The sequence below is a fragment of the Pseudarthrobacter sp. NKDBFgelt genome (assembly GCF_046097905.1).
Lineage (GTDB): Bacteria > Actinomycetota > Actinomycetes > Actinomycetales > Micrococcaceae > Arthrobacter > Arthrobacter polychromogenes.
The window spans coordinates 22,241-48,442 of the sequence record NZ_JBJURL010000027.1 but is presented as its reverse complement, the minus strand read 5'-3'; the positions used below and the strand labels follow the sequence as shown (position 1 = coordinate 48,442).

Genomic DNA, 26,202 nt, shown 5'->3' with positions numbered 1-26,202 from the left:
GGCCGGAACCTGGGCATGGTGACCAAGTCCAACCTGATCCTGGGCATGGGCGAGACCCGCGAGGAGATCTCCGAGGCCCTGCGGGACCTGCATGAGGCCGGCTGCGACCTGATCACCATCACCCAGTACCTGCGCCCGAGTGAGCGGCACCTGCCGGTGGACCGGTGGGTCAAGCCCCAGGAATTCGTGGACCTCCAGGACGAAGCCACCGAGATCGGGTTCCTCGGCGTCATGTCCGGCCCGCTGGTCCGCTCCTCCTACCGGGCCGGCCGCCTGTGGGCCACCGCGATGCGCAAGAAGGGCTGGGAAATCCCGGCGGAACTCGCCCACATCGAGTCCTCCGGCAGCACCCGCCAGGAAGCCAGCTCACTCATCGCAGCACACCACTGATCTGCAGTTCCCAACAAAACGCAGCGTCCCCGAAGGGCCGGCATCCGAATAATCCGGTGCCGGCCCTTCGGCTTTGGTCACGTAGAATTAAGGCACTATGGCGAAATCCCCTGATTCCAGCAACTCCACTCCGTCTGGCTCCAGCGCAGTCAAGCGTGGCCTCTTCTCCCGCAAGCCGAAAGAAGCGAAGGCCAAGAAGCCCAGCCGGCTCAAGCAGATCCGCGAAGTCTTCACCATGACCCGCCGTCATGACCCCATGGTCCCGTGGCTGATGCTGCTGGTTTTCCTTGGCGTCGTGGCTGTCAGCTTCCTGGTGGGCTTCTGGCTGGATAACTGGATCACCGGCCTGATCATCGGCATCCCCCTGGGCCTGCTCGGTGCCACGTTCATCCTGTCCCGCAGGGCAGAGCGCGCCGCATTCGCCCAGATCGAGAACCAGCCCGGCGCCTCCGGCGCCGCACTGGGAACGCTCCGCCGCGGCTGGATCACCGAGGAACAGCCTGTTGCCGTTAACCCAAGGACGCAGGACGCCGTCTTCCGCGCCATCGGCCGTCCCGGCGTCGTCCTTGTCAGCGAAGGCCCCACGCACCGGGTGAAGCCGCTGCTGGACGCGGAACGTAAACGCCTTGCGCGCATCCTGCCGAACGTCACCGTCCACGTCATCGAAAGCGGCCGGGGCGAGGGCCAGGTGCCCATCAGCGAGGTGGCCAAGAAGATGGGCAAGCTCAAGAAGGAACTCACCAAGCTTGAGGTGAACGCAGTGTCCAAGCGCATCGCCTCACTGGGCAACCGCCTCCCGATCCCCAAAGGCATCGACCCCTACAAGGCGCGTCCCAACCGCGGACGCTAGTTATCGAACCTGCCCCGGTTCCGGCTCCGGCCGGCAGCCGGGGCGTTTCTTTGCCGCTTTCACGGCAGGAGAGGACATTATAGTGACCTTCAAGAAAACGGCGGTGATCCGCGCATTCCGGATCCTGGCCATCGCCGAAGCCTTCAGCTGGGCGGCGCTCCTTATCGGCATGTACTTCAAATGGATTGCCGGCACCACCGAGATAGGCGTCCAGGTTGCCGGACCAATACACGGTGCACTCTTTGTGGGCTATGGCATTGCCGCCCTTGCCCTCTGGAGGCTGCAGCGGTGGCCCTTCGTCGTGGCGCTGTTCGCCGGCATCTCCGCCGTTTTCCCGTTCGCCACGGTCCTGTTCGAGCGCTGGGCGGACAAGCGGAACTACCTGGACGCCGCGCCTTCATCACCGGGCACCGCGGCAGTTCGGGAAGCCAGCTCCGTATAGCGGGGCCTCGTGGCCCGGAAATCCGGGGCTGCAGCCTTTAGCGCCGCACCAGCAGCGTGTCCATGGCCTTGTCGTGGAGGCCCCGGTGGTCGGGGTCGAAAATGACCGCGGGGATGACCAGGCAAAGCAGCAGGGACCTCACCAGCGCGGCCAGCGGCCCGGCCGGCCCGCCGCCGGCCCTGACCACGTGAATGCCCATGGCACGGTGTCCGATGCTGTAGCCAAGGGTTCCTATCAGCAGGGTCTGTTCGACGGCGAAGATCGCCAGGGTGGCCCACGGATCTCCCCCGAAAGCGAAGTTGCTGATCAGGAGCGCGATGCCCCAGTCAATCATGATGGCCGCGATCCTGCGGCCCGCCCGCGCAATCGAGCCCGGCCCCGACTCGGGCAGTCCCAGCCGCTCCCCCGGATATTTGGAGATACCCGAAGTGTCGGGGCCGGAGAGCCAGGAGCCGATGTCTTTGCGATCTACCACGGTCCAAGCTTAGCGACATCCCGCCGACCACACTGTGGATGGGGTTAGACCACGGAGTGGACGGAAGATAGCGTTGCCATATCAGGGCATTATGTAACCTGCCCGAAACAATGCGGACACGGACGGGAAATGCCGCGTCCATAGGCTGTTACCAGTTTCAAGCAATCCGCCGCCAGGCAGTACGGGGCAGGTTTACACAGCAGGTACTCACAGCAGGGAAACTGCGTTTCCCTGCCCGTCGGATTGCGCTGGATCAGCTGGCTTGCCAGCCAGATATTTACATATGCGTTAGGAGCATAGATGTTCAAGACTGCGGACGAAGTCCTCAAGTTCATCAAGGACGAAGATATTAAATTCGTCGATATCCGCTTCACCGACCTCCCGGGCGTCCAGCAGCACTTCAACGTGCCGGCCAAGAGCGTTGACGCGGACTTCTTCGTCAACGGCCAGCTCTTCGACGGGTCTTCCATCCGCGGCTTCCAGGGCATTGCAGAGTCTGACATGCAGCTGATCCCGGACGTCACCACTGCGTTCCTGGACACCTTCCGCATGGAGAAGACGCTGGCGCTGAACTTCTCCATCGTCAACCCCCGCACGGGCGATCCGTACCACCGCGACCCCCGCGGCGTGGCCGAGAAGGCCGAAGCCTACCTGGCCTCCACCGGCATCGCCGACACCGCATTCTTCGCTCCCGAAGCTGAGTTCTTCGTGTTCGACAACGTGCAGTACCAGTCCTCCCCGCAGGGCAGCTTCTACAAGATCGACTCCGAGGAAGCCCACTGGAACACGGGCCGCGAGGAAGAAGGCGGAAACCTGGGCTACAAGACCCCCGTCAAGGGCGGTTATTTCCCGGTTTCCCCCACCGACAAGCAGGCTGACCTGCGCGACGCCATGTGTGTCGCGCTGGACGAGGCCGGCCTTGAGGTCGAGCGCAGCCACCACGAAGTTGGATCCGCCGGCCAGGCTGAGATCAACTACAAGTTCACCACCCTGACGCACGCTGCCGATGACCTGCAGAAGTTCAAGTACGTCATCAAGAACACCGCAGACGCCTGGGGCAAGTCCGTAACGTTCATGCCCAAGCCGGTCTTTGGCGACAACGGTTCCGGCATGCACTGCCACCAGTCGCTGTGGAACGGCGGCGAGCCGCTGTTCTACGACGAGAAGGGCTACGCCGGCCTGTCCGACACCGCCCGCTGGTACATTGGCGGCCTGCTCAAGCACGCCTCCGCCGTCCTGGCCTTCACCAACCCGACGGTGAACTCCTACCGCCGCCTGGTCAAGGGCTTCGAAGCTCCGGTCAACATGGTCTACTCGCAGGGCAACCGCTCCGCAGGTATCCGCATCCCGATCACGGGCTCCAACCCCAAGGCCAAGCGCATCGAGTTCCGCGCTCCGGACCCCTCCTCCAACCCGTACCTGGCGTTCGCTGCCCAGCTGATGGCCGGCATCGACGGTATCCGCAACCGCATTGAGCCCCCGGCCCCGATCGACAAGGACCTCTACGAGCTCCCCGCCGAAGAGGCCAAGGACATCCCCAAGGCTCCGGGCACGCTCGAGGAAGCACTGGAGGCCCTGCGTGAGGACAACGAGTTCCTGCAGGCCGGCGGCGTGTTTACCCAGGACCTGATCGACACCTGGATCGAGTACAAGTACGAGAACGAGATCCGCCCGCTGTCCCTGCGCCCGAACCCCTACGAGTTCGAGCTCTACTACGGCGTCTAGCATCACCGTCTCCTGAGACACCAAAGGCGGCCACCGGTTCACCGGTGGCCGCCTTTTGCGTGTGGCCCGAAGGTGGGAGCCCGGCTCCAGACGTGCTGAGACCGGGAGCCGGACCCCCTGACGAATGCCCCCCGGGACGAAGACCAGTTTCAGCCCTCCCCCCAACAAGGTTGAAGAACACCGCCATTCCACATGATCGGGCAATCGCTTTCTCAGCGCAATACGGCCCGCCGCCTGTTATGCCATTGTGGTCAAAAACTGCGGAACATGATCCGTTGCGGACCCGCCTGCCCGCCGGTGTACTGTCCCCGGTCCACGAACCCCGCCCGGCGGTAAGCGGACAGGCCCGCAGCGTTCGCTTCATTGACAGAAAGAACGACGCCGGCCTCCCCGGTATGGTGCCTGGCCGTGAGTTTTTGGGCGGCGGACACGGCGGCGGCTGCCGCGAGCGGACCCAGTCCCCTGCCCTGTTCGCGCCTGTCGATCAGGAAGCCCCTGAGGAGCCACGCAGAGTGGTCGTCCGGCCAGCCGGCCAGGCGCGCCGCCGCGGCCTGCAGGGTCAGGACGCCGACGGTCCGGCCGGCGGACTCGATGACATAGGGCCGGCGTGATTCCTCGGCAAGCCCGGTGAGGGCCATCCGGAGCGGATCGCCAACAAACCTGTCCTGCCCTGGCGCCATTTCGAGTCCGCCAACTGCCTCGAGGTGGATGGCGCGGGCGTCGTCGTCGAGGTCCTGGAGCGAAATCAGCCAGACGTCCGTGGCCACGCCGTTCAGGTCTGAGGTCCGGCAGAATCTTCGTGTGAGGGGGACTCGGCGGGCGGGCCTGACGGGTCCATCCACAAGACCTCCCAAAGGTGCCCGTCCGGGTCCTGGAAGCTGTGGTTGTACATAAAGCCGTAGTCCTGGGCATCCTGGGACGCGGAGCCGCCGTTGGCCAGGGCATTCTGCACTGCCTGGTCGACGGCCTCCCTGCTGTCCACGGAGTAGGCGATGATTGCTTCGGCTGAACCCTTGGTGCTGGCGACCTCCTTTGTAGTGAAGGTCTTGAAGTATGCCTCCACCAGGAGCATCACGTACGCGTTCTCGTTGACCACCATGCACGTGGCGTTCTCGTCCGTGAAATCGGGGTTGAAGGTAAAGCCCAGGGCCGTGAAGAAAGCGACTGAGCGTTGGAGGTCCTGGACGGGCAGGTTGAGGAAGAGTTGGCTAGCCATGCGCTCAACCTAGCACCGGGCCCTGACAGGTGTCAGCCGCCCTGCCGCCTTCCGCCGGCTCCTACCGGCTACTGGCCGTAGAAGACCCGCTCGAAGACAGCCCTCGCCCGCCGGCTGACCCGCAGGTAATCCTCCTCCAGCGCCGCTGCCTGTCCCGGTTCGTATCCGCACCAGCGGGCGACGGCTTCCAGGTCCCGCCGGGACGACGGCAGAAGGTCCGAGGCCTTGCCGCTCCAGATGACGTTCGCGGACCGGATCCGGCTTGCAAGACGCCAGGCGGCGGCCAGCAGGCCGGCGTCGTCCTGTGCGAGCAGGCCGGTCCGGGCGGCAGCGTCCAGCGCTTCCAGGGTGGACGTGGTCCGCAGCTCCGGGTGGCTGCCGGCGTGCTGCAGCTGCAAGAGCTGGACAAGCCATTCGACGTCGCTCAGTCCGCCCCGGCCCAGCTTGAGGTGGCGTGCGGGGTCGGCGCCGCGGGGCAGTCGTTCGGACTCCACGCGCGCCTTGATCCGCCTGATTTCCCGCACGTCGGTCTCGGCAACCGATTCCGGATACCTGATGGGCTCGATGAGGTCCAGGAAGTCCCTGGCCAGGTCGTCATTGCCGGCCATGGGGCGGGCCCTGAGCAGGGCCTGCGCCTCCCAGATGAGGGACCAGCGCCGGTAGTATTCGGCGAAGGAGTCGAGGGAACGGACCATGGCACCGTTCTTCCCCTCGGGGCGCAGGTCCGCGTCCATCTGGAGCACCCGCTCGGCCATGATGGCCGGCTTCAAGGGCTGGGTCAGCAGGGTGGAGACCTTGTTGACGATCCGGGTGGCCTGTTCCTGTGCTTCCTCGGGGCTGAACCCGGGCAGGGCCCTGTGCACGTACATCACATCCGCGTCCGAACCGTAGCCGATCTCGCGGCCGCCCTGCCGTCCCATGGCAACCACCAGCACGGTGGTCTTCAGCGGTCCGTTGGCGGAGACGATGCCCTCCGCCACGCGCAGGGCGCCCAGGACCGCGGCCCTGTCCGTGTCCGCCAAGGCCCTGCCCACCTGGTCCTGGTCCAGCAGGCCGGCTGAATCGGCGATGGCGATCCGGAGGATTTCACGGCGCCGGATCAGTCGGATGAGGCGCATGGCGCTTTCCGGATCCGCGTGCCGCGACATCTTGGAGGTGATTTCCTGCCACTGGGCATCGAACCCCACGGGTGCCAGGTCCTTGTCCTGGCCCAGCCAGGCCACCGACTCGGGCGAAACCTCCAGCAGATCCGCTATCAGCCGCGAGTTGGACAGCATGTGGCACAACCGCTCTGCGGCCGCATTGGAGTCCCGGAGCATCCCCAGGTACCAGTGTGTGGTTCCCAGGGCCTCGCTGACGCGCCGGAACGCAAGGAGCCCCGCGTCCGCGTCCACGCCTTCAGCCAGCCAGTCGAGAAGGATCGGCAGCAGCTGCCGCTGGAGGGCTGCGCGCCGGCTGACACCAGCGGTCAGGGCCTCGATATGGCGCATGGCGCCCTTCGGGTCCCGGTACCCCAGGGCAGCCAGGCGGCCCTCGGCTGCTTCCGGCGTCAGCTTTGCGTCTTCACTGCTGAGCTTGGCCGCCGTGTTGAGCAGCGGCCGGTAGAAGATGCGCTCATGCAGTTCCCGGACGGAGCGCTTGGTTTTCTGCCAGGTGGACAGCAGCGCGTCCGGATGGGGACGCTCGTTGGAGAAGGGGCCCAGCACGGCTTTCGCCAGCGACCTGAGCGCCGGTTCGGCAATGGGCATCAGGTGCGTCCTGCGCAGCTGGAAGAGCTGGATGCGGTGTTCCAGCAGGCGCAGGTAGCGGTAGGCGTTGTCGAAGGCGGCCGCGTCCGAGCGGCCGATATAGCCCCCGGCGGACAGGGCAGCGATCGCGGAGGTGGTGTCCCGGCGTCGGAGTGTTTCATCTGCCTTGCCGTGGACCAGCTGGAGCAGCTGCACGGTGAATTCGACGTCACGCAGCCCCCCGCGGCCAAGCTTAATCTGGCGCTGCTCCTCCGCAGCCGGAATGTGTTCGGTCACCCGGCGGCGCATGGCCTGCACCGATTCCACGAATCCGTCCCGGCTTGCAGAACTCCAGATCAGCGGCGCGACGGCTTCCTCGTAGCGGCGGCCAAGGTCGGCGTCGCCGGCAATGGTCCGGGCCTTGAGCAGCGCCTGGAACTCCCAGCTTTCAGCCCAACGGGCATAGTACGTCTGGTGCGAGGCAAGGGTGCGGACCAATGGTCCGGACTTTCCTTCCGGCCGAAGGTTCGCGTCCACCTCCCATAGGCCCGGTTCACGGGCAACGGAGGAGATGGCGCGGGAGATTCCGCTCGCCAGCGCTGTTCCTATGGTGTTCGCCTTCGCGTCATCGAGGGCGCCGGGGTCCACCACGTAGATGACGTCGACGTCGGAAATGTAGTTCAGTTCCCGGGCGCCGCACTTGCCCATCCCGATCACGGCAAGGCCGACGTCGGCAACGTCCCCGGCGCCGTACTGCTCGCCCGCCTCGGCGCGCGAGACGGCGAGGGCCGCTTCGATGGCTGCGCCGGCAAGGTCCGCGAGCTCCGCTCCCACTGACGGGAGGAAATCCAGGGGATCGGCCGCGCACAGGTCCTTGACGGCCAGGTCCACTACACCCCTGCGGTACGCTGTGCGAAGCGCCGCGTAGGCGTCATTGCCGGTGCTGGCTGCCACGGGCCGGGCAGCGCGGGGGTCAGCGCCCACGGACTGCAGGAGGACCCCGCGCAGGGCGGCAGGATCGGACTGCAGCGGCTCGGGGCTGGCGCGGACGTGGAAGGCCTCCAGGTGTTCCGGATGCCGGATCAGGAATTCCCCCAGGGCTTCGGACGCACCTAGCACGCGGTACATCGGTTCACTGGTGTCGGGGTCGGCGGCGGCCAGTTCCCGGAGCGCCGGGTGCTTTTCGATCAGGCGGACCAGGGACTGCAGAGCGGTGTCCGGGCTGGCTGCCAACTGCAGGCCCGCAAACAGCCTGTCCTGGTCCAGCCCTTCCAGTTCAGGCGCAGCAAGGAACCGCTCCCCCTTGTCGAGGTCGCTGAATCCAGCCGCAATAAGGCGGCGTGCCAGGCTCACGCCCGCAGCCTAGAGGATGCCGAGGTTGCGCTGCAGCTCGTAGGGCGTCACCTGCAGGCGGTAGTCCTGCCACTCGGCGCGCTTGTTGCGCAGGAAGTGCTCAAACACCTGTTCGCCCAGGATCTGGGGCATGAGCTCCGAGTCTTCCATCGTCCGGATGGCGTCATGGAGGCTGGCGGGGAGGGGATCATGGCCCATGGCGCGGCGTTCGGCCGAGCTCAGCGACCACACGTCGTCCTCGGCGGCGGCCGGGAGGTCGTAGCCTTCCTCGATGCCCTTCAGGCCGGCCCCGAGCAGGACCGCGTAGGCCAGGTAGGGGTTGGCCGCGGAATCGATGCCGCGGTACTCGATCCGTGCGGACTGGCCCTTGCCCGGCTTGTACAGCGGGACCCGCACCAAGGCTGAGCGGTTGTTGTGGCCCCAGCTCAGGTAGCTCGGAGCCTCTCCGCCACCCCAGAGCCGCTTGTAGGAGTTCACGAACTGGTTGGTCACTGCGGTGAACTCGGGCGCGTGCTTGAGGATGCCGGCGATGAATTGGCGGGCGGTCTTTGAGAGCTGGAATTCGGCGCCGGCCTCGTAGAACGCGTTGGTGTCGCCTTCGAACAGCGAGAAGTGCGTGTGCATGCCGGAGCCCGGGTGGGCGGTGAACGGTTTGGGCATGAAGGTGGCGTAGGTGCCCTGCTGCAGCGCCACTTCCTTGATGACGGTGCGGAAAGTCATGATGTTGTCCGCGGTCTGCAGGGCGTCCGCGTAGCGCAGGTCTATTTCGTTCTGGCCGGGACCAGCCTCGTGGTGGCTGAATTCCACGGAGATACCCACGGATTCGAGCATGGTGACAGCTGTCCGGCGGAAGTCCTGGGCCACGCCGCCGGGAACATGGTCAAAATAGCCGCCCTCGTCCACGGGCACGGGGGCGCCGTCCGGGCCGGGTTCCTGGGACTTGAGGAGGTAGAACTCGATTTCGGGGTGGGTGTAGCAGGTGAAGCCCATGTCGGCGGCCTTGGCGAGGGTCCGCTTCAGGACGTTGCGGGGATCCGCGGCGGACGGTTCGCCGTCCGGGGTGAGGATGTCGCAGAACATCCGCGAGGTCTGTTCCGTCTCCCCGCGCCACGGCAGGATCTGGAAGGTGGAAGGATCGGGCTGGGCCAGCATGTCTGACTCGAACACCCGGGCCAGGCCTTCAATGGCGGAGCCGTCGAAGCCCAGTCCTTCCTCGAACGCACCCTCAACCTCGGCAGGGGCAAGTGCCACGGACTTGAGCGAACCCACGACGTCGGTGAACCACAGCCGCACGAAACGTACGTCGCGCTCTTCGATTGTGCGCAGGACAAACTCTTGCTGGCGGTCCATGATGGCCTCTTCTCCGGTCAACGTCCATGCTCCGGGCCCGCAGTAAAGGGAAGCCGGCAGCAGTTCACCAACACTGTACTAAGCATTCGGCGCCGATGCTGAAGCCTGCGCCGCGCGTAACACAGCGTTAACGCCCGGCCTCCGGATTTAAGCCGCGCAACCCGGCTGTGCGCACCGTCGGGACCCGCCGCAGGCCAGCCCTTATGACCCTTATCACCAGGTGAGCCTCCGGCCCGCGCTAGCTAGGACAGCGGCTCCCCCACTACGCTCATGCCATGTCCTCAAGCAACAGCTCCGATTCCAGCATGTCCGCCGACGTCCCCGCCCCCTACGGCAGCGGGCCGGGCCAGGCAGCTGCGCCTGCGGCTGCGGCGCAGCAGAAGCCGGCCAAGGTGCGCATCCACCACCTGCAGCAGGCCAAGAGGGACGGTACCAAGTTCGCCATGCTGACTGCCTACGAGCAGTACACGGCTGAAATTTTTGATGCCGCCGGAATAGAAGTTCTCCTGGTCGGCGACTCGGCCTCGAACAACGTGTTCGGCAACGAGACCAGCCTTCCGGTCACTGTGGACGAACTGCTGCCCCTCTGCCGCGCCGTAGCACGCAGCGCCAAGCGCGCGCTCATCGTGGCCGACCTGCCGTTCGGCAGCTATGAGGTGTCCGCGGAACAGGCAGTCGGCGCCGGCGTCCGATTCCTCAAGGAAGGCCTGGCGCACGCGGTCAAGATCGAGGGCGGCGCCTACTATGCGCCCACGGTAAAGGCCATGGTCCAGGCCGGCATTCCGGTCATGGCACACATCGGTTTCACCCCGCAGAGCGAGCATGCCCTCGGCGGTTACCGCGTGCAGGGCCGCGGCGACGATGCGCAGCGCCTTATCGATGACGCGGTCGCCCTCGCTGAGGCGGGGGCATTCTGCGTGCTGATGGAGATGGTCCCAGCCGGGACGGCAGCCGCCGTGGACGCGGCTGTTCCCGTCCCCACGGTGGGCATCGGCGCGGGCAAGGAAACAACCGGACAGGTGCTTGTCTGGCAGGACATGGCCGGGCTGCGCGGCGGGCGGATGGCCAAGTTCGTCAAGCAGTACGCAGACCTGCGCAGCACACTTATGGACGCGGCCACGCAGTATGGCGAGGACGTCAGGTCAGGACAGTTCCCCGGGCCGGAACACTCGTTCTAAAAGGCGCCGACGGAACAGGCGGCCGGCACCCGGCCAGCCTGCCCGGCCGACTGTCAGTCGTCGTCGTCCTTTTCCCAAGCCTCATTGCGGGCGCGCACCTTTTCCAGCGCGTGCTCGGCTTCCTCCCGCGTTTTGTACGGTCCGATCAGCTGGCTCCAGTCGGACAGCCGGTCCTCTTCGATCTCATGCGTATTGACGTTGTACCAGTACTCAGTCATCGTTGCTCCTCGTTCCGGCGGCGGGAAAGCTGCGGCGTGACCCGCGTAACTTAAATTCTTACGCAGGCCCCGCGCGGCTTCCGGTTGTTAGGCGTTCTGCACTGCCTTATATGATCAATCTATGCCTTCCCTTGCCTCGACTGCACCCATCGGCACCCTCACCCCGGGAACCATAGGTCCGCAGCGTCCCGTACCGGCGTCCATCCCCCGGCCGGAGTACGTCGGCAGGCCCGCACCGGCGAAATTCACCGGGTCGGAGGTCAAAACCCCCGAAACCATCGAGAAGATCCGGATCGCGGGGAAGATCGCAGCACAGGCCATCGTGGAGGTGGGCAAGCACATCCAGCCCGGCGTCACCACCGACCAGCTGGACAAAGTGGGCCACGAGTTCCTCCTTGACCACCACGCCTACCCGTCCACCCTCGGCTACCGGGGCTTCCCGAAGTCACTGTGCTCCTCCCTGAATGAGGTCATTTGCCATGGCATCCCGGACAGCACAGTGGTCCGGGACGGCGACATCCTCAACATCGACATCACCGCCTTCATCAACGGAGTCCACGGGGACACGAACTACACCTTCCTGGTGGGCGACGTGGACGAGGAATCACGGCTGCTGGTGGAACGCACGCAGGAGTCACTGAACCGGGCCATCAAGGCTGTGGCTCCCGGACGGGAAATCAACGTCATCGGCAGGGCAATCCAGTCCTATGCCAAGCGCTTCGGCTATGGTGTTGTCCGTGATTTCACCGGGCACGGCGTGGGCGAAGCCTTCCACACTGGGCTCATCATCCCGCACTATGACGCGGCACCTGCCTACAACACCGTGATCGAGGCCGGCATGGTCTTCACAATTGAACCGATGCTCACCCTCGGCACCGTGGAATGGGACATGTGGGCCGATGACTGGACCGTTGTCACCAAGGACCGGAAGCGCACTGCCCAGTTCGAGCACACGCTGCTGGTCACGGACTCAGGCGCGGAAATCCTCACGCTGCCCTAGCCCGGCCACCCTGGCACCACCAAGACCCACGCACCACGGCCCTACCCTTCCCGGTTCCTGACCGGACATCTTTTCCCGGCCGGCCACCGGCCGCCGCTACCCTGCCCGCCCCTGCCACGAACGGAAAACCCATTGGCCAAGAAGGACGAGAAGTCGCACAAGAACGCCCCGCTGATCGGCATCGACATCGGAGGTACCGGAATCAAGGGCGGCATCGTCGACCTGAAGAAGGGCAAACTGCTGGGGGAACGGTTCCGGGTTCCCACCCCGCAGCCAGCCACCCCTGAATCAGTTGCCGAAGCCGTGGCGCTGGTGGTTTCCGAGCTGTCCGCCCGGCCCGAGGCGCCCGCTGCCGGCTCTCCCGTCGGCGTGACCTTCCCCGGCATCATCCAGCACGGCGTGGTCCACTCAGCCGCCAACGTGGACAAGGGCTGGCTCAACACGGACATCGATGCGCTCCTGACTGCCCGCCTGGGCCGGCCCGTTGAAGTTATCAACGACGCCGACGCCGCAGGCCTGGCCGAGGCGCGCTATGGCGCCGGTGCAGGTGTCAAGGGCACGGTCCTGGTGATCACGCTCGGCACCGGAATCGGCTCCGCCTTCATCTTCGACGGCAAGCTCGTCCCCAATGCTGAACTTGGCCACCTCGAAATCGACGGGCACGACGCCGAAACCAAAGCCTCCGCAGTAGCCCGCGAACGCGATGGCCTGTCCTGGGACGAGTACAGCGTGCTGCTGCAGCGCTACTTCTCCCACGTTGAGTTCCTGTTCTCGCCCGAACTGTTCATCGTGGGCGGCGGCATTTCCAAGCGCGCTGACGAGTACCTGCCCAACCTGCGGCTGCGCACGCCGATCGTGCCGGCGGTCCTCCGCAACGAGGCAGGCATCGTGGGCGCCGCGATCGAAATTGCATTGAAGCACAAGCTCGCCAAGTAGCGCGGGTGCCGTGCCGTCGTCGCAGCGATCCAACAGGCGACGGCGGCACGGATGTTTTAAGCGTGCAGATGCGGCAGATACATCCCGTGTTGTCCGCGCGGCCTTGGGTCCGCGGGCGCGCAGGGGGCGGCCGTCATGTGGGTTTTCCTTGGGGCTGGCCTTCTTTTCGCCGGACCGGAGTGCCGGTGGCGGCTTCGGCTTCCCCTCCGCTGCCGCCACCGGAGTTTACAGGGGGCTCTTCTCGGAGGTCTTGGCGCCCTTCGCGGCAATGCCCCGGGCGTCCTGTTCTTCCTGGCGGAGCAGGGCAATGGCAGTCTCAAAATCCTCAAGGGATTCGAAGGCCTGGTAGACGCTCGCAAAGCGGAGGTAGGCGACCTTATCCAGCTTCTGCAGGGGTCCGAGGATGACCAGTCCCACCTCGTGGGCGTCGATTTCCGCGGCGCCGGAGGAACGGATCTGCTCTTCCACTTCCTGCGCCAGCAGCGCGAGGTCGTCCTCGCTGACCGGACGCCCCTGGCAGGCTTTGCGCACGCCGTTGATCACCTTGCTGCGGCTGAAGGGCTCGCCCACGCCGGAGCGCTTGATCACGGAAAGGCTGGTGGTTTCAACGGTGGTGAACCTGCGTCCGCACTCCGGGCACTGGCGGCGGCGCCGGATGGCCGAGCCGTCATCCGCCATTCGACTGTCCACCACCCGGGAATCGGGGTTGCGGCAGAACGGACAGTACATCGTGCCTCCCTCTCCCAGGACGTGTGCCAGCGAAACCAAATCTGCAGGCGCAAGTGCGCCGTCTCCCAGTTTACGTCCCTGCTCCGGCTAATAACAAGCGTGTAAGTACTACATGTTGTGGTTGCCACCACTACATGTCGGCTTTTTGGGCGGATGTCAGGTGAACCGGACGGTGACCGCATCCCCGTGCGCGGGAAGGTCCTCGGCCCCGGAAAGGCTGACAATGTGGCCGCTGACCTCCGCCAATGCGTCACGGGTGTAGTTCACCACCTGGATGGCCCGCAGGAACGTGGTGACGTTCAGGCCGGACGAGAAGGCAGCCGTGCCGCTGGTGGGCAGGACGTGGTTGGAGCCGGCGCAGTAGTCCCCCAGGCTGACAGGGCTGTAGTCGCCCACAAAGATGGCACCGGCATTCCTGATCCTGGCGGCAACGCCCGGGGCATCCTGCGTCATGATCTCCAGGTGTTCTGCTGCGTAGGCGTCGCACGCTGCAATGCCCTGTTCAAGGTTGTCCACCAGGACCACCCCGGACTGCGGGCCGGACAGCGCCTCGCGGACGCGGGCGGAGTGCCTGGTGGCCGCGGCCTGCCGGTCGAGCTCGGCACGGACAGCGGCGGCGAGGTCCTCGGAATCCGTGATCAGCACGGATGCTGCCTTGGGGTCGTGCTCGGCCTGGCTGATGAGGTCGGCCGCCACCAGGCGGGGCTGGGCCGTGGAGTCTGCAAGGATCGCGATTTCCGTGGTGCCCGCCTCCGAGTCGATCCCCACCACGCCTTTGACCAGACGCTTGGCGGTGGCGACAAAGATGTTGCCCGGTCCGGTCACGACGTCCACCGCCTCCAGGGCCGGGCCGGCCTCCGTTGCAGGGACACCGTAGGCGAACGCGGCGATGGCGTGGGCGCCGCCGATGGCATACACCTCGGTGATGCCCAACAGCGCGGCAGCGGCAAGGATGGTGGGGTGGGGCAGGCCGCCGAACTCTTTTTGCGGAGGGGACGCCAGGGCGATGGACTGGACGCCTGCAGCGAGGGCCGGGACGACGTTCATGATCACGGAGGAGGGGTAGACGGCGAGGCCGCCCGGGACATAGAGTCCCACGCGCGCCACCGGCACCCAGTTCTGCGCCACCACTGCGCCGTCGCCGAGCTGTACCTCGATATTGCGCGGTCGCTGGCCGTCAGCGAACCGGCGGGCCCGGCTGATGGATTCCTCCAGCGCGCCGCGGACGGACGGGTCCAGCTCCTCCAGTGCGGAGGCCAGGGCCTCCGCGGGAACCAGCGGGTGGTCCTGCGCCACGCCGTCAAAACGCCGGGCGAGTTCGCCCAGCGCCGCGAAACCTCCCTGCCGGACAGCCGAAATGATGTCCTGGACCTTCGCCTCGGCATCGGCCACGGTCTGGCCCTGGGCCCGCGGCACGGCGGCCCGGAGTCCGGCGAGGGTGAGGCTTTGGCCGCGCAGGTCAACGGTGCGGAAGTCCACGGCGGCGGTGGCGGCTGGGCTGGCGGAGTTCTCCGAAGAAATGGTCACTGGCCTATTTTACTGGCCCTGCCACAGCGTCCGGCGACTCTCGTGGTCAGCCGCCGGCTTCCGGCTCATGAGGTCGAGAAGCTCCAGCACGAAAACCGAGACGGCCGTGGCGGCGGGCCACAGGAGCAGCACCGGCCAGGCGCGCAGCGAAAAGGCAATGCTGGCGTTGGCTGAGGCATCAACTGCAGGCGCCCACAGCTGCGCGGCCAGCAGCCCTGCCTGCCAGGCCAGGGCTGCCCCGCACAAGGCTCCCGCCAGGCCCGCCACCAGGTCCGCCTGCGGATCCGCCCGTTTCTTGTCCGCGAGGACAACGGCCAGGAGGCATCCGGCAAGAACCAGCAGTCCTGCCAGCGTCAGGTCCCGCGGCAGCCAGACATCCGGATTGGTTCCACTGCCGAAGGCCGGGTCCCTGGTGATCAGGTTCAGGCCCCCGGGCGCCAGAATCCACCAAAGGATGCCCAGGGGGACACCTGCCGCTGCCGGAATCACCAGCATCGCCCAGGGCAGCCGCGGGCGTGAGCGGCGGGTGGCTTTCGTCATGCAACAAACCTTAACAAATGTCTGCGGCGTCCATCGCCGGACCCGGGCCTTCCGGGAATTCACTGCCGGCACGGCAGAGCCATACCCTTGAAGGAGAGCACACGTACCCGACTTTCCAGCCACCAGGAGTTTCCGTGACAACTAATGACGTTCCGTTCGAGCGGACGTTCCGGGAGATGTTCCGGCGCCACGCTGCCGGCGTCGCCATCATCACGGTGAACTACCAGGACCAGCCCTACGGCTTTACCGCCACCTCCGTGGCCTCGCTCTCCGCGCAGCCTCCGCGCTTCACGTTCAATATGGCCCGCAGCTCCAGGTCGTGGCCGGCCGTCGCCAACACCACCTACCTGGGGGTCCACATGCTGGGCCTCGAAAACATGCAGCTTGCCGACCGGTTCGCGGGCGCCGGCAACCGTTTTGAGGGCGACCACTGGGAAACCGGTCCGCACGGGGTGCCCATCCTGAAGGACGTGGCTGGCTGGCTGATCGGCGAAGTGCAGATGCGGCTGTCCTTCGAGAACAATGCCGTCGTGGTGGTCCAGGTGGTGGACGGCCAGGTGGGCGGCGACGGCTCACCCCTGCTGTACCACGGCGGCGCGTACGGCCAGCCCGTCCCGCTGGACTACGAGATCTAGCAGTCCCCTACTACCCGCGGACGACGACGGGACGTGCTTTCCGTCGTCGTCCTTCCTTCGTCCTCCTTTCGCAAGGAGGCCGCTTAGGCGTCCAGGCAGGCCGGGCCGAGCAGCACCTTCAGGTCGCCGAACAGTGACGGGCTGGGGTTCACGCGGAGGTGGACCGGCAGTCCCATGACTTCCGTCCGCGTGTCGCCCTGCAGGTGTAGGCGCACTTCGGAGTTGCCGCGGTGCGTGCGGAGGACGTCGCCCAGTTCGGTGACCACAGCCTCGGTGGCTTTGTAGGTAGGCATGGTAATCACCAGCGGCCCGTTGAGCCCCTCGCTGAGGTCCGGAACGGACAGTTCCATGCAGTTCAGGGTGATGGCACCGTCGTCACGTTTCTGCAGGCGCCCTTTGACCACCACGATCAGGTCCTCCGCAAGGACAGAGGCGATGGGTCCGTAGACCTGGCCGAAGAACATGACTTCCATGGAACCGCCAAGGTCCTCCACCTCGGCCCGGGCGTACGCGTTGCCGCTGGCTTTGGCAATGCGCCGGCTCAGCGAGGTGATCATTCCCGCAATGGTGATGATGGCGCCGTCCTGCGGCCCGTCTTCGCCGAGGACGGAGGTAATGCTCATCTCCGCGTGCTGGCTGAGCAATCCCTCCAGGCCCTGCAGCGGATGGTCCGAGACGTAAAGTCCGAGCATGTCCCGTTCGAAGGACAGTTTGTCCTTCTTCTCCCACTCCGGCAGGTCGGGGATCTCGATACTCAGGGATGACTCGGATTCGGCTTCGTCGAACCCGGCGAAGAGATCGAACTGTCCGATCGCCTCATTCCGCTTGAGTGTGATGACGGAGTCGATGGCCTCTTCATGGATCATGGCCAGAGCCCGGCGGTGGTGGCCCAGCGAATCGAAGGCGCCGGACTTGATGAGTGATTCGATGGTCCGCTTGTTGCAGACCACCGCCGGGACCTTCATCAGGTAATCCTTGAAGGAGGTATACGCGCCCTCGCTTTCGCGGGCGGCCACCATGGCCTCCACCACGTTCACGCCCACGTTGCGGATGGCGCCCATGCCGAAGCGGATGTCGTTGCCCACAGGGGTGAAGTTCAGTGCGGACTCGTTGACGTCCGGCGGCAGCACCGTGATGCCCATGCGGCGGCACTCGTTAAGGTAGATCGCCGACTTGTCCTTGTCATCCCCCACCGACGTCAGCAGCGCGGCCATGTACTCCGGCGCATAGTGGGCCTTGAGGTATGCAGTCCAGTAGGAGATCACGCCGTAGGCGGCGGAGTGTGCCTTGTTGAAGGCGTAGTCGGAGAAGGGAAGCAGGATGTCCCACAGGGTCTTGACGGCCTCCATTGAGTAGCCGTTGTCCTGCATGCCCTGGGAGAACCCTGCGAACTGCTTGTCCAGCTCCGATTTCTTTTTCTTGCCCATGGCGCGGCGCAGGATGTCCGCCTGGCCCAGCGAGTATCCGGCCAGTTTCTGCGCCACCGCCATGACCTGCTCCTGGTACACGATCAGGCCGTAGGTTCCGCCAAGGATCTCCGCGAGCGGTTCCTTCAGTTCGGGGTGGATCGGGATGACTTCCTGGATCCCGTTCTTGCGGAGCGCGTAGTCCGTGTGCGCGTTGGCGCCCATGGGCCCGGGACGGTACAGGGCAAGCACGGCGGAAATGTCTTCGAAGTTGTCAGGCTTCATCAGCTTGAGCAGGGACCGCATGGGCCCGCCGTCGAGCTGGAACACGCCCAGGGTGTCGCCTCGGGCCAGGAGCTCGTAGGACGGGGCGTCATCCAGTTCCAACGACTCGAGGTCCAGGTCGATGCCGCGGTTCATCTTGATGTTTTCCAGGGCGTCGGAAATGATCGTCAGGTTCCGCAGGCCCAGGAAGTCCATCTTGATCAGCCCCAGGCCCTCGCACGTGGGGTAGTCGAACTGGGTGATGACCTGGCCGTCCTGGATACGGCGCATGATGGGGATGACGTCGATGATCGGGTCCGAGGACATGATGACGCCGGCTGCGTGGACGCCCCACTGCCGCTTAAGGCCCTCAATGCCCAGCGCCGTCTCGAAGACTTTCGCAGCTTCCGGGTCGGTGCTGATCAGCTGGCGGAAGTCGCCAGCCTCGCCGTAGCGCTTGGCGTCCGGGTTCTGGATGTCCGCCAGAGGAATGTCCTTGGCCATTACGGCCGGGGGCAGCGCCTTGGTTAGCTGCTCGCCCATGCTGAACGGATAGCCCAGCACGCGGGAGGAGTCCTTCAGCGCCTGCTTGGTCTTGATGGTGCCGTACGTGACGATCATGGCCACGCGTTCGTCGCCGTACTTCCGGGTCACATAGTCGATGACCTCGGACCGGCGCCGGTCATCGAAGTCGACGTCGAAGTCGGGCATCGAAACGCGGTCCGGGTTCAGGAACCGTTCGAAGATCAGGCCGTGCCGCAGCGGGTCGAGGTCCGTGATGCGCATGGCATACGCCACCATGGAACCGGCACCGGACCCACGGCCGGGACCAACCCGGATGCCGTTGTTCTTGGCCCAGTTGATGAAGTCCGCCACCACCAGGAAGTACCCGGGGAAACCCATCGAGGTGATGACACCCAGCTCGTAGTCAGCCTGGGCGCGGACGTCGTCGGGGACGCCGCCCGGATAGCGGTACTCGAGCCCCGTGGCAACCTCTTTCACCAGCCAGGACGTTTCGTCCTCCCCCGGCGGGCAGGGGAAACGCGGCATGTAGTTAGCACCGGTATTGAAGGACACCTCGCAGCGCTCGGCGATGAGGAGCGTGTTGTCGCAGGCGTCCGGGTGGTCGCGGAACAGTTCCCGCATTTCCTGCGGGGACTTCAGGTAATAGCCGCTGCCGGAGAAGGCAAAGCGTGAACCGCCGTTGTCGTAAGTGGGCTCCAGGAGGGTGGACCCGGACTGGATGGCCAGCAGGGCCTCGTGGGCCTTGGCGTCGTGCTCGTGGGTGTAGTGGAGGTCGTTGGTGGCCACCAGGGGAAGGTTCAGATCCTTGGCGAGCCGCAGCAGGTCGCCGGTGACGCGCCGCTCGATGTCCAGCCCGTGGTCCATGAGCTCACAGAAGTAGTTCTCGGCCCCGAAGATGTCCCTGAACTCCGCGGCCGCTTCCAGCGCCTCACGGTACTGTCCCAGCCGGAGCCGGGTCTGGATCTCCCCGGAGGGGCAGCCGGTGGTGGCAATCAATCCCTCGGAGTAGGTGTTGAGCAGTTCCCGGTCCAGGCGTGGCCATTTCCCGAACACGGCGTCCAGCGAGGCGATGGAGGAAGCCCGGAACAGGTTCCGCATGCCCGCATTGTTGTAACTGAGCAGGGTCATGTGGGTGTAGGAACCGCCGCCCGAAATATCGTCCTTGCGCTGGTGCTCCTCGCCCCAGCGCACGCGGCTCTTGTCGCCGCGGGCCGTTCCCGGGGTCACATAGGCTTCGACGCCGATGATCGGCTTGATCCCCTTGTCAGTGGCCTTCTTCCAGAAGTCGAAGGCGCCGAAAAGGTAGCCGTGGTCGGTGGTTGCGAGTGCGGGCATCCCCAGCCGCTCGGTCTCGTCGAACAGCTCACCCAGCCTGGCGGCGCCGTCCAGCATCGAGTACTCGGTGTGGTTGTGGAGATGGACAAACGAGTCATTGCTGGAAGTCACCGCACTATTCTATGCGCCGGACAGGCGGCGAAAGCGCTAGACCTGCCCGGACCCGAGGACTTCCAGGGCATAGGCCAGGTCCTGCGGGTAGTCGCTGGCGACCCGGACGCGCTCGCCCGTCACCGGGTGGTCGAACCCCAGTTCGCGGGCGTGCAGCCACTGCCGGGTCAGGCCGAGGGTGGCGGCCAGCCGCGGGTCGGCGCCGTAGGTGAGATCTCCGGCACAGGGATGCCGGAGAGCGGAAAAGTGGACGCGGATCTGGTGGGTGCGGCCCGTTTCCAGGTGGACTTCCACCAGGCTGGCCTTGCCGAAAGCTTCAATCACTTCGTAGTGCGTGACAGACGGGCGTCCGTCCTCGATCACCGCGAAGCGCCAGTCATGCCCGGGATGCCGGCCGATGGGCGCGTCGATGGTTCCCGCCAGGGGGTCGGGCAGGCCCTGCACCACCGCGTGGTAGACCTTGTCCACCGTCCGCTCCTTGAAGGCCCTCTTCAGGGCCGTATAGGCACGCTCCGACTTTGCCACCACCATCACGCCGGATGTCCCGACGTCCAGCCGGTGCACGATGCCTGCCCGCTCCGGCGACCCGGAGGTGGAGATGCGGTAGCCGGCCCCTGCGAGGCCTCCCACCACCGTGGGCCCCACCCATCCCGGTGAGGGGTGCGCGGCCACGCCGACCGGTTTGTCGACGACGACGAAATCCTCGTCGTCCAGCAGTATCTTCAGGCCTTCCACAATTTCCTCCACGACTTCCAGCGGGTCACGCCGTTCCGGCATGCTGACCTTGAGGACATCGCCCGCCACCAGCTTTGCCGACTTGCCCAGCGGCTTGCCCCTGCTCTCTACATGGCCCTCTGCAAGGAGGGACGCGGCAAGGGACCGTGAGATGCCCAGGAGGGCCGCGAGTCCGGCGTCGGCACGGGTTCCCCCGTACTCGTCGGCAACAATAACCTGCTCAGGCATCGCTTCAGGCATCGCCGGACTTGTCCTTGCTTTCAGGGGTAAGCCTGCTTCCATCGAGGGTGATGCCGCGCAGCGTCAGGATGCAGATGATGGCGACGGCGGACACCACCGCCGAGTCCGCGATGTTGAAGATGGCAAAATTGGGGAGCTGGATAAAGTCCACCACGTGGCCCATGCCGAAGGACGGTTCCCGGAACAGCCGGTCGGTCAGGTTGCCGAGCGCGCCTCCCAGGAGCAGGCCCAGCGCCAGGGACCACCAGACTGAGCCCAGCTTGCGGACCTGGAAGAGAATCGCCACGGACACCGCGGCCATGATGATCGAAAACACCCAGGTGACGTTCTCGCCAATGGAAAAGGCCGCGCCCGAGTTGCGGATGAAGTACCAGTGCAGGAGCGGGGGGAACACGGGGATCCGTTCGCCCTCCACCATGCTGGAGGTGACCCATAGCTTGGTGACCTGGTCCAGGACGTAGGCAAAGAGGGCGAACCCGGCGAAGACGGAGAACAGCACCGCCCGGCGCGGTCGCGGTGAGGGTGGGACAGGGCGTGCGGGATCCGCAGCAAGTTCGTCAGTCATGGTGCTTTCATTCGTACAACAGGTGTCAATGCCAAAAGCCGGTGGCCGAGGAATCCTCAGCCACCGGCTTTCAGAATACGTGCTTTGACGGACTAGTTGGCTTCGCTGACTTCCGGCGTAGCCACAGAACCGCGGGCGTCGAGGTCGCGCAGCTGGCCTTCGATGTAGGCCTTCAGGCGTGAACGGTAGTCGCGCTCGAAGCCACGGAGCTGCTCTACCTTGCGCTCCAGGACCGAACGCTGCTGCTCGAGGGCGCCCAGGATCTTGCGGGACTTCTCCTGTGCATCGTTGACCAGGCTGCTGGCTTCGATCTGCGCCTCGGCGATGATCTTGTCCTTCTGGGCCTGTCCGTCGGCCACGTGGCGGTCGTGCATCTGCTGGGCCATGGCCAGGAGGCCGGCTGCGGACTCGGCAGAAGGTGTTGCGACGGCGGCGGGGGTGGAGGCGGCAGGGGCTGCAGCGGCGGCCGGCTGGACGTCCTTTTTCTTGCTGGCTTCGGCAGCCTTGGCGTCGGCTTCCGCCTTCTCGCGTGCCTCATCCTTGTCGGCCTTGACGGGCGCGGGGACCTTCTCCACAACGGGAGCGGCGGCCGAGCTGGCCGGCACGCTGGAACCGGCCTCGGCGAGCTTCTTGCGAAGTTCGTCGTTCTCCTGGTTCAGGCGGCGGAGTTCAACGACGATCTCGTCCAGGAAGTCATCGACTTCGTCCTGGTCGTACCCTTCGCGGAACTTGGTCGGCTGAAAGCGCTTGTTGACAACGTCTTCTGGCGTCAAAGCCATCTGGTCACCTCACTGGTCTGGTTAGTCAGTAGGCCTTCCGGCCGTCAAAACTACGGTACCTAAATTTGGTCTGGTTACTCTAATTCAACACTGGGGTGTCAAACGTGAGTTTCTTCGCTTCACAGTAGCTGTTCCCGGACGGGTCCACCCTGTGCTGCTAGGTCTATAGGGGTAAATCAGGCAAGGCCCCTTGTGATTCCCATCGCAATGCTGACGGCGATGAACAGAACCAGGAAGCCCAGGTCCAGGGAGATGCCGCCAAGTCGCAGGGGCGGGATCACCCGGCGCAGTACCTTCAGTGGCGGATCGGTGATGGAGTACACCGCGTGGGCGGCCACCAGGGCGACGCCCCGCGGACGCCATTCACGGGCGAACATCTGCACCCAGTCGAAGACCAGGCGGATGATCAGGGCAACGAAGAACAGGAGCAGCGCGAGATAGACAAGTCCGAAAGCAATTCCCATGACTTAACTCATATCTCCATGTTCATCTGTGTACCGCGGCTTCCTGCCGATGTGTCCCGTCTATTTCAACACAGATGCCAGACAGGTGTCCCTGCCTGGCATCCGCATGCTGACCGAGGTTCAGCTTTGGTTGAAGAAACTGGCCTGCGTTTCGCTGATTTTCTTGTCGTCACCGATGACTTCAACGTACGACGGCGACAGCAGGAAGACCTTGTTGGTGACCCGCTCGATGCTTCCACGGAGTCCGAAGACCAGTCCTGCGGAGAAGTCCACCAGGCGCTTGGCGTCAGCCTCGCCCATGTCCGTGACGTTCATAATCACCGGAATGCCGTCCCGGAAGCTCTCACCGATGAGCTTGGCATCATTGTAGGAGCGCGGGTGGATGGTGGTGATCTGGCGAAGCCCGCTGGTCTCTTCGCGGCTCGAGGCCGCACGTTTGATGGGGGTCACTGGGGCGCGGTATTCCTCTTCGGGGGTGTAGGACGTTTCGCGGCTGACCTCACGGACGGGTGCAGGTGCACGGCGCTCCTCGCGGTCAGCTTCCATAGTTTCGTCCTCATCCTTACGTGTTGTCTGTTGCTCGGACTCGTAATGCTCATCGCCGTCGGCGAGCCCAAGATAGATCATTGTCTTGCGCAGAGCGCCGGCCATGGTCGACTCCTAATCGTGTCCCGTAAGCGGGCCGCCCAATGACTTGACAGCATTGAAGTCCCCCGCCCATCACTTGCAATAGCTCCGACGCTACCCCACGGCTGGACGCGATCCGAGAATATCGGACCCGATTCGCAGGTGTGTCGCCCCGAACACGATGGCTGCTTCAAGGTCCTGGCTCATGCCGGCGGAAATGGCGGCAGCCCCTGGGTGGTGCGCCACCAGCCGCGCAGAGACTCCGGCCAGCTTTTCGAAGGCAGCCTCCGGTGGGGCGCCCAAGGGGGCCACTGCCATCACGCCGGCCAGTCGCAGGCCTTCGGCCGCGGCAATCCGGTCCGCCAGGAGCAGCACGTCGCCGGGGTCGGCACCTCCCCGGTGCGCACCGGCATGGTCTTCAAGGTTGACCTGGATGAAGCAGTCCAGGGGCGCGCGCCCTGCCGCGACACGCTCGTTCTGCGCCGCCTTCGCCAGGGCATCCACGAGCTGGGGCCGGTCCACCGAGTGCACGGCCGAAGCGTAGCGGACCACCGATTTGGCCTTTTTTGTCTGCAGTTGGCCCACAAAGTGCCAGGTAAGCGCGCAATCGGCCAGGATTTCCGCCTTCGCCGCAGCCTCCTGGTCCCTGTTTTCCCCGACGTCGGTGACTCCCAGGGCGGCGAGCCGCCGGATGTCCTCCGTGGGATGGAACTTGGTGACCACAATCAGGGTCGGCAGCCTGTCCGCCCTGCCGGCCGCCGCCGCGGCCACGGTGATCCGGCGCCGGACTGCTTCGAGCCGCCCGGCCAGCTCGGCAGTGCGCGGATCCACTGCCCCTGCACCGCCGTCGTTCAACGCGGCGTCAGTCATGGCACCAGACAACACCGGCGAAACGACCCGTGCCGGAGTCCCGGCGGTAGGAGTAGAGGGAACCTGTTTCCAGGGTGCAGGGACCGGCGTATTCAACGCCAACCCCGGCGTCTTCCAGCTGGCTGCGCGCGCCGGCCGGAAGGTCCAGCGCCGGGGTTCCCCAGGAGGTCGTGGACCAGGTGGCGGGCACCGCCGCGGCCACCTCGTCCCGCAACGCAGGAGGCACCTCGTAGCACGTGCCGCAAATGGACGGACCGAGCCAGGCGCGGATGTCCGACGCGCCGAGCGATTTCATGGCGTGCACGGCGGAGGGGATAACCCCGTTGGCCACGCCGGGCCTCCCGGCGTGGACGGCGGCCATGACGGGACCGTCAGCTGACGTTCCCGCCAGCAGGAGCGGGATGCAGTCAGCCACCATGACAGCCAGCGGCTGGGAACGTGAAACTATCGCATCTGCTTCCGGCGTGCCGCTCCCCCGGTCCATAACGGCCACCGTGGTGCCGTGCACCTGGTTCATGAACCGCAGGCTGCGGGGTTCGATTCCCACCGCGGCTTCGAGCTGTTCCCGCCGCCGCTGCACGGCGCCGGGGTCGTCGCCCACGTGCAGGGCGAGATTCCCTGCGCCGCTGTCAGTAAAAGCGGCCGAGACCCCCGGAAGGATCTCGGCCCGCCAATGGAACAAGCCGCGGCCTACTTCAGGAAGTCGGGGACATCCAGGTCATCCGAGCGGCTGCCGGTGAGGTCCGGTTCCACGACGGAGGGAAGGTCAACGTCGAAGCCGGAATCGGCCGGGACGGCCGACGGGCGCTGCTGCCCCCAGTTACTGAGGCCTGCTGCACCTACACCTGCGTGGACCGGCTGGACGTGCACCTGGTGGTTTCCGGCGGAGGGTGCCTGCGACGGCGCGGGGGCGGCTGCCGGAGCGGCGGGCCGCTGGGGAGCCACCTGGGGCTGCGACTGGTCCATGGACGGCGAGGTGGCCTTGACGTCGTCGAAGCCGGCAGCAATGACCGTGACGCGGGCCTCGTCGCCGAGCGCATCGTCGATCACTGCGCCGAAGATGATGTTCGCCTCCGGGTGGGCAACTTCCTGGACCAGGCGTGCGGCTTCGTTGATCTCGAACAGGCCAAGGTCTGAGCCGCCCTGGATGGACAAGAGGACACCATGTGCGCCGTCGATGGACGCTTCCAGCAGCGGCGACGCAATGGCCAGCTCGGCTGCCTTGACGGCCCGGTCTTCACCCCGGGCAGAGCCGATGCCCATCAGCGCGGAGCCGGCACCCTGCATGACGGACTTCACGTCGGCGAAGTCGAGGTTGATCAGGCCCGGGGTGGTGATGAGGTCCGTGATGCCCTGGACACCCGAGAGGAGCACCTGGTCTGCTGAGCGGAAGGCGTCCAGGACCGACACGTTGCGGTCGCTGATGGACAGGAGCCGGTCGTTGGGGATCACGATGAGGGTGTCCACCTCGTCCCGGAGGGCGTCGATTCCGGCCTCCGCGGAACCGGCACGGCGGCGGCCCTCGAACGTGAAGGGACGGGTGACCACGCCGATGGTCAGCGCACCCAGCGAACGGGCAATGCGGGCGACCACGGGAGCGCCGCCGGTGCCGGTGCCACCGCCTTCGCCGGCCGTGACGAAGACCATGTCCGCGCCGCGAAGCACTTCCTCGATCTCGTCAGCGTGGTCCTCGGCGGCCTGCTTGCCCACCTCCGGGTTGGCGCCTGCACCGAGCCCGCGGGTCAGCTCGCGTCCGACGTCGAGCTTCACGTCCGCGTCACTCATGAGCAGGGCCTGGGCGTCGGTATTGATGGCGATGAATTCAACGCCTCGGAGGCCGACCTCGATCATGCGGTTGACTGCGTTCACGCCACCGCCGCCGATGCCGACGACTTTGATGACGGCCAAGTAATTCTGCGGAGCTGCCACGTTACGTGTCCCTTGTTCGTGTCTTATTGCGAAAACTGATGGAGAGCTTGAAGCCAGTAAC

The 26,202-nt window shown here is 65.6% G+C and carries 25 protein-coding genes and 1 pseudogene; 8 read left to right on the top strand and 18 right to left on the bottom strand.

All coding sequences use genetic code 11. The annotated features are described in order from the left end of the window. The 3 genes and pseudogenes from ACKAE7_RS09490 to ACKAE7_RS09480 form a co-directional block, all read left to right on the top strand. Window positions 1-390, top strand: a pseudogene (locus tag ACKAE7_RS09490) (lipoyl synthase); the annotation flags it as partial. Between the two features lie 97 nt (window positions 391-487). Then, window positions 488-1,240, top strand: coding sequence for a DUF4191 domain-containing protein (locus tag ACKAE7_RS09485; protein ID WP_188813212.1), 753 nt, complete (start codon window positions 488-490; stop codon window positions 1,238-1,240). Between the two features lie 82 nt (window positions 1,241-1,322). Then, window positions 1,323-1,682: a DUF3817 domain-containing protein gene (locus tag ACKAE7_RS09480; protein ID WP_188813214.1), complete on the top strand. Its 360-nt coding sequence runs from the start codon at window positions 1,323-1,325 to the stop codon at window positions 1,680-1,682. 37 nt (window positions 1,683-1,719) lie between these two features. On the opposite strand, the gene ACKAE7_RS09475 is transcribed toward ACKAE7_RS09480, so the two are convergent. After that, complete coding sequence (locus ACKAE7_RS09475) at window positions 1,720-2,157, bottom strand: RDD family protein (protein WP_188813216.1); 438 nt, start codon at window positions 2,155-2,157, stop codon at window positions 1,720-1,722. Between the two features lie 300 nt (window positions 2,158-2,457). Between ACKAE7_RS09475 and glnA (ACKAE7_RS09470) the strand changes: the two genes are divergently transcribed. Beyond that, on the top strand, window positions 2,458-3,882 hold the full coding sequence (gene glnA, locus ACKAE7_RS09470; protein ID WP_174177032.1) for a type I glutamate--ammonia ligase: 1,425 nt from the start codon (window positions 2,458-2,460) through the stop codon (window positions 3,880-3,882). Between the two features lie 251 nt (window positions 3,883-4,133). Here the strand turns inward: glnA (ACKAE7_RS09470) and ACKAE7_RS09465 are convergent, their stop codons facing one another. The 4 genes from ACKAE7_RS09465 to glnA (ACKAE7_RS09450) form a co-directional block, all read right to left on the bottom strand. Further along, window positions 4,134-4,649 carry a GNAT family N-acetyltransferase gene (locus ACKAE7_RS09465; RefSeq protein ID WP_188813218.1) on the bottom strand — a complete coding sequence of 172 codons (516 nt, stop codon included), beginning with the start codon at window positions 4,647-4,649 and terminating at the stop codon, window positions 4,134-4,136. A 5-nt stretch (window positions 4,650-4,654) separates the two neighbouring features. Further along, window positions 4,655-5,098, bottom strand: coding sequence for a VOC family protein (locus ACKAE7_RS09460; protein ID WP_408979019.1), 444 nt, complete (start codon window positions 5,096-5,098; stop codon window positions 4,655-4,657). A 68-nt stretch (window positions 5,099-5,166) separates the two neighbouring features. Further along, entirely contained in the window at window positions 5,167-8,178 is a 3,012-nt protein-coding gene (locus ACKAE7_RS09455; RefSeq protein ID WP_190614007.1) for a bifunctional [glutamine synthetase] adenylyltransferase/[glutamine synthetase]-adenylyl-L-tyrosine phosphorylase, read from the bottom strand. A gap of 9 nt (window positions 8,179-8,187) precedes the next feature. Next, window positions 8,188-9,528, bottom strand: a complete 1,341-nt coding sequence (gene glnA, locus ACKAE7_RS09450; RefSeq protein WP_066280551.1) for a type I glutamate--ammonia ligase — start codon at window positions 9,526-9,528, stop codon at window positions 8,188-8,190. A gap of 275 nt (window positions 9,529-9,803) precedes the next feature. On the opposite strand from glnA (ACKAE7_RS09450), the gene panB reads away from it, so the two are divergent. Beyond that, window positions 9,804-10,706, top strand: coding sequence for a 3-methyl-2-oxobutanoate hydroxymethyltransferase (gene panB, locus ACKAE7_RS09445; RefSeq protein WP_190614005.1), 903 nt, complete (start codon window positions 9,804-9,806; stop codon window positions 10,704-10,706). Between the two features lie 53 nt (window positions 10,707-10,759). On the opposite strand, the gene ACKAE7_RS09440 is transcribed toward panB, so the two are convergent. Further along, window positions 10,760-10,924, bottom strand: coding sequence for an SPOR domain-containing protein (locus ACKAE7_RS09440; RefSeq protein ID WP_188732230.1), 165 nt, complete (start codon window positions 10,922-10,924; stop codon window positions 10,760-10,762). Window positions 10,925-11,045: 121 nt separating this feature from the next. On the opposite strand from ACKAE7_RS09440, the gene map reads away from it, so the two are divergent. Both map and ppgK read left to right on the top strand, forming a co-directional pair. After that, complete coding sequence (gene map / locus ACKAE7_RS09435; protein WP_408979018.1) at window positions 11,046-11,924, top strand: type I methionyl aminopeptidase; 879 nt, start codon at window positions 11,046-11,048, stop codon at window positions 11,922-11,924. Window positions 11,925-12,056: 132 nt separating this feature from the next. Beyond that, window positions 12,057-12,860, top strand: a complete 804-nt coding sequence (gene ppgK, locus ACKAE7_RS09430) for a polyphosphate--glucose phosphotransferase (RefSeq protein ID WP_408979017.1) — start codon at window positions 12,057-12,059, stop codon at window positions 12,858-12,860. Between the two features lie 225 nt (window positions 12,861-13,085). Here ppgK and nrdR read toward each other — a convergent pair whose 3' ends face one another. The 3 genes from nrdR to ACKAE7_RS09415 form a co-directional block, all read right to left on the bottom strand. Beyond that, complete coding sequence (gene nrdR, locus ACKAE7_RS09425; RefSeq protein WP_408979016.1) at window positions 13,086-13,589, bottom strand: transcriptional regulator NrdR; 504 nt, start codon at window positions 13,587-13,589, stop codon at window positions 13,086-13,088. A 156-nt stretch (window positions 13,590-13,745) separates the two neighbouring features. Next, complete coding sequence (gene hisD, locus ACKAE7_RS09420; protein ID WP_408979015.1) at window positions 13,746-15,116, bottom strand: histidinol dehydrogenase; 1,371 nt, start codon at window positions 15,114-15,116, stop codon at window positions 13,746-13,748. Between the two features lie 9 nt (window positions 15,117-15,125). Next, window positions 15,126-15,656 (bottom strand): hypothetical protein, encoded by a 531-nt coding sequence (locus ACKAE7_RS09415; RefSeq protein ID WP_408979014.1) that lies wholly within the window; start codon window positions 15,654-15,656, stop codon window positions 15,126-15,128. A gap of 134 nt (window positions 15,657-15,790) precedes the next feature. Here ACKAE7_RS09415 and ACKAE7_RS09410 point away from each other — a divergent pair, with 134 nt between their 5' ends. Further along, the gene (locus tag ACKAE7_RS09410) at window positions 15,791-16,291 is read left to right on the top strand and encodes a flavin reductase family protein (RefSeq protein ID WP_188813232.1); all 501 of its coding nucleotides are present in this window, start codon (window positions 15,791-15,793) and stop codon (window positions 16,289-16,291) included. An 83-nt stretch (window positions 16,292-16,374) separates the two neighbouring features. Here the strand turns inward: ACKAE7_RS09410 and dnaE are convergent, their stop codons facing one another. The 9 genes from dnaE to ftsZ form a co-directional block, all read right to left on the bottom strand. Next, complete coding sequence (dnaE, locus tag ACKAE7_RS09405; RefSeq protein ID WP_408979013.1) at window positions 16,375-19,932, bottom strand: DNA polymerase III subunit alpha; 3,558 nt, start codon at window positions 19,930-19,932, stop codon at window positions 16,375-16,377. Between the two features lie 36 nt (window positions 19,933-19,968). After that, complete coding sequence (locus ACKAE7_RS09400; RefSeq protein WP_188813342.1) at window positions 19,969-20,895, bottom strand: RluA family pseudouridine synthase; 927 nt, start codon at window positions 20,893-20,895, stop codon at window positions 19,969-19,971. A gap of 4 nt (window positions 20,896-20,899) precedes the next feature. After that, the gene (gene lspA, locus ACKAE7_RS09395; RefSeq protein WP_188813234.1) at window positions 20,900-21,472 is read right to left on the bottom strand and encodes a signal peptidase II; all 573 of its coding nucleotides are present in this window, start codon (window positions 21,470-21,472) and stop codon (window positions 20,900-20,902) included. Window positions 21,473-21,564: 92 nt separating this feature from the next. Further along, the gene (locus ACKAE7_RS09390) at window positions 21,565-22,251 is read right to left on the bottom strand and encodes a DivIVA domain-containing protein (RefSeq protein ID WP_104188675.1); all 687 of its coding nucleotides are present in this window, start codon (window positions 22,249-22,251) and stop codon (window positions 21,565-21,567) included. A gap of 176 nt (window positions 22,252-22,427) precedes the next feature. After that, window positions 22,428-22,715, bottom strand: coding sequence for a YggT family protein (locus tag ACKAE7_RS09385; RefSeq protein ID WP_066275136.1), 288 nt, complete (start codon window positions 22,713-22,715; stop codon window positions 22,428-22,430). A gap of 120 nt (window positions 22,716-22,835) precedes the next feature. Next, on the bottom strand, window positions 22,836-23,366 hold the full coding sequence (locus ACKAE7_RS09380; protein WP_104188679.1) for a cell division protein SepF: 531 nt from the start codon (window positions 23,364-23,366) through the stop codon (window positions 22,836-22,838). A 90-nt stretch (window positions 23,367-23,456) separates the two neighbouring features. Continuing rightward, entirely contained in the window at window positions 23,457-24,212 is a 756-nt protein-coding gene (locus ACKAE7_RS09375) for a YggS family pyridoxal phosphate-dependent enzyme (RefSeq protein WP_188813236.1), read from the bottom strand. Beyond that, window positions 24,205-24,894: a polyphenol oxidase family protein gene (locus tag ACKAE7_RS09370; RefSeq protein ID WP_190613990.1), complete on the bottom strand. Its 690-nt coding sequence runs from the start codon at window positions 24,892-24,894 to the stop codon at window positions 24,205-24,207. The genes ACKAE7_RS09375 and ACKAE7_RS09370 overlap by 8 nt, the downstream gene beginning before the upstream one ends. 8 nt (window positions 24,895-24,902) lie before the next feature. Further along, window positions 24,903-26,141 (bottom strand): cell division protein FtsZ, encoded by a 1,239-nt coding sequence (gene ftsZ, locus ACKAE7_RS09365; RefSeq protein WP_066275125.1) that lies wholly within the window; start codon window positions 26,139-26,141, stop codon window positions 24,903-24,905. Window positions 26,142-26,202: the final 61 nt, after the last annotated feature.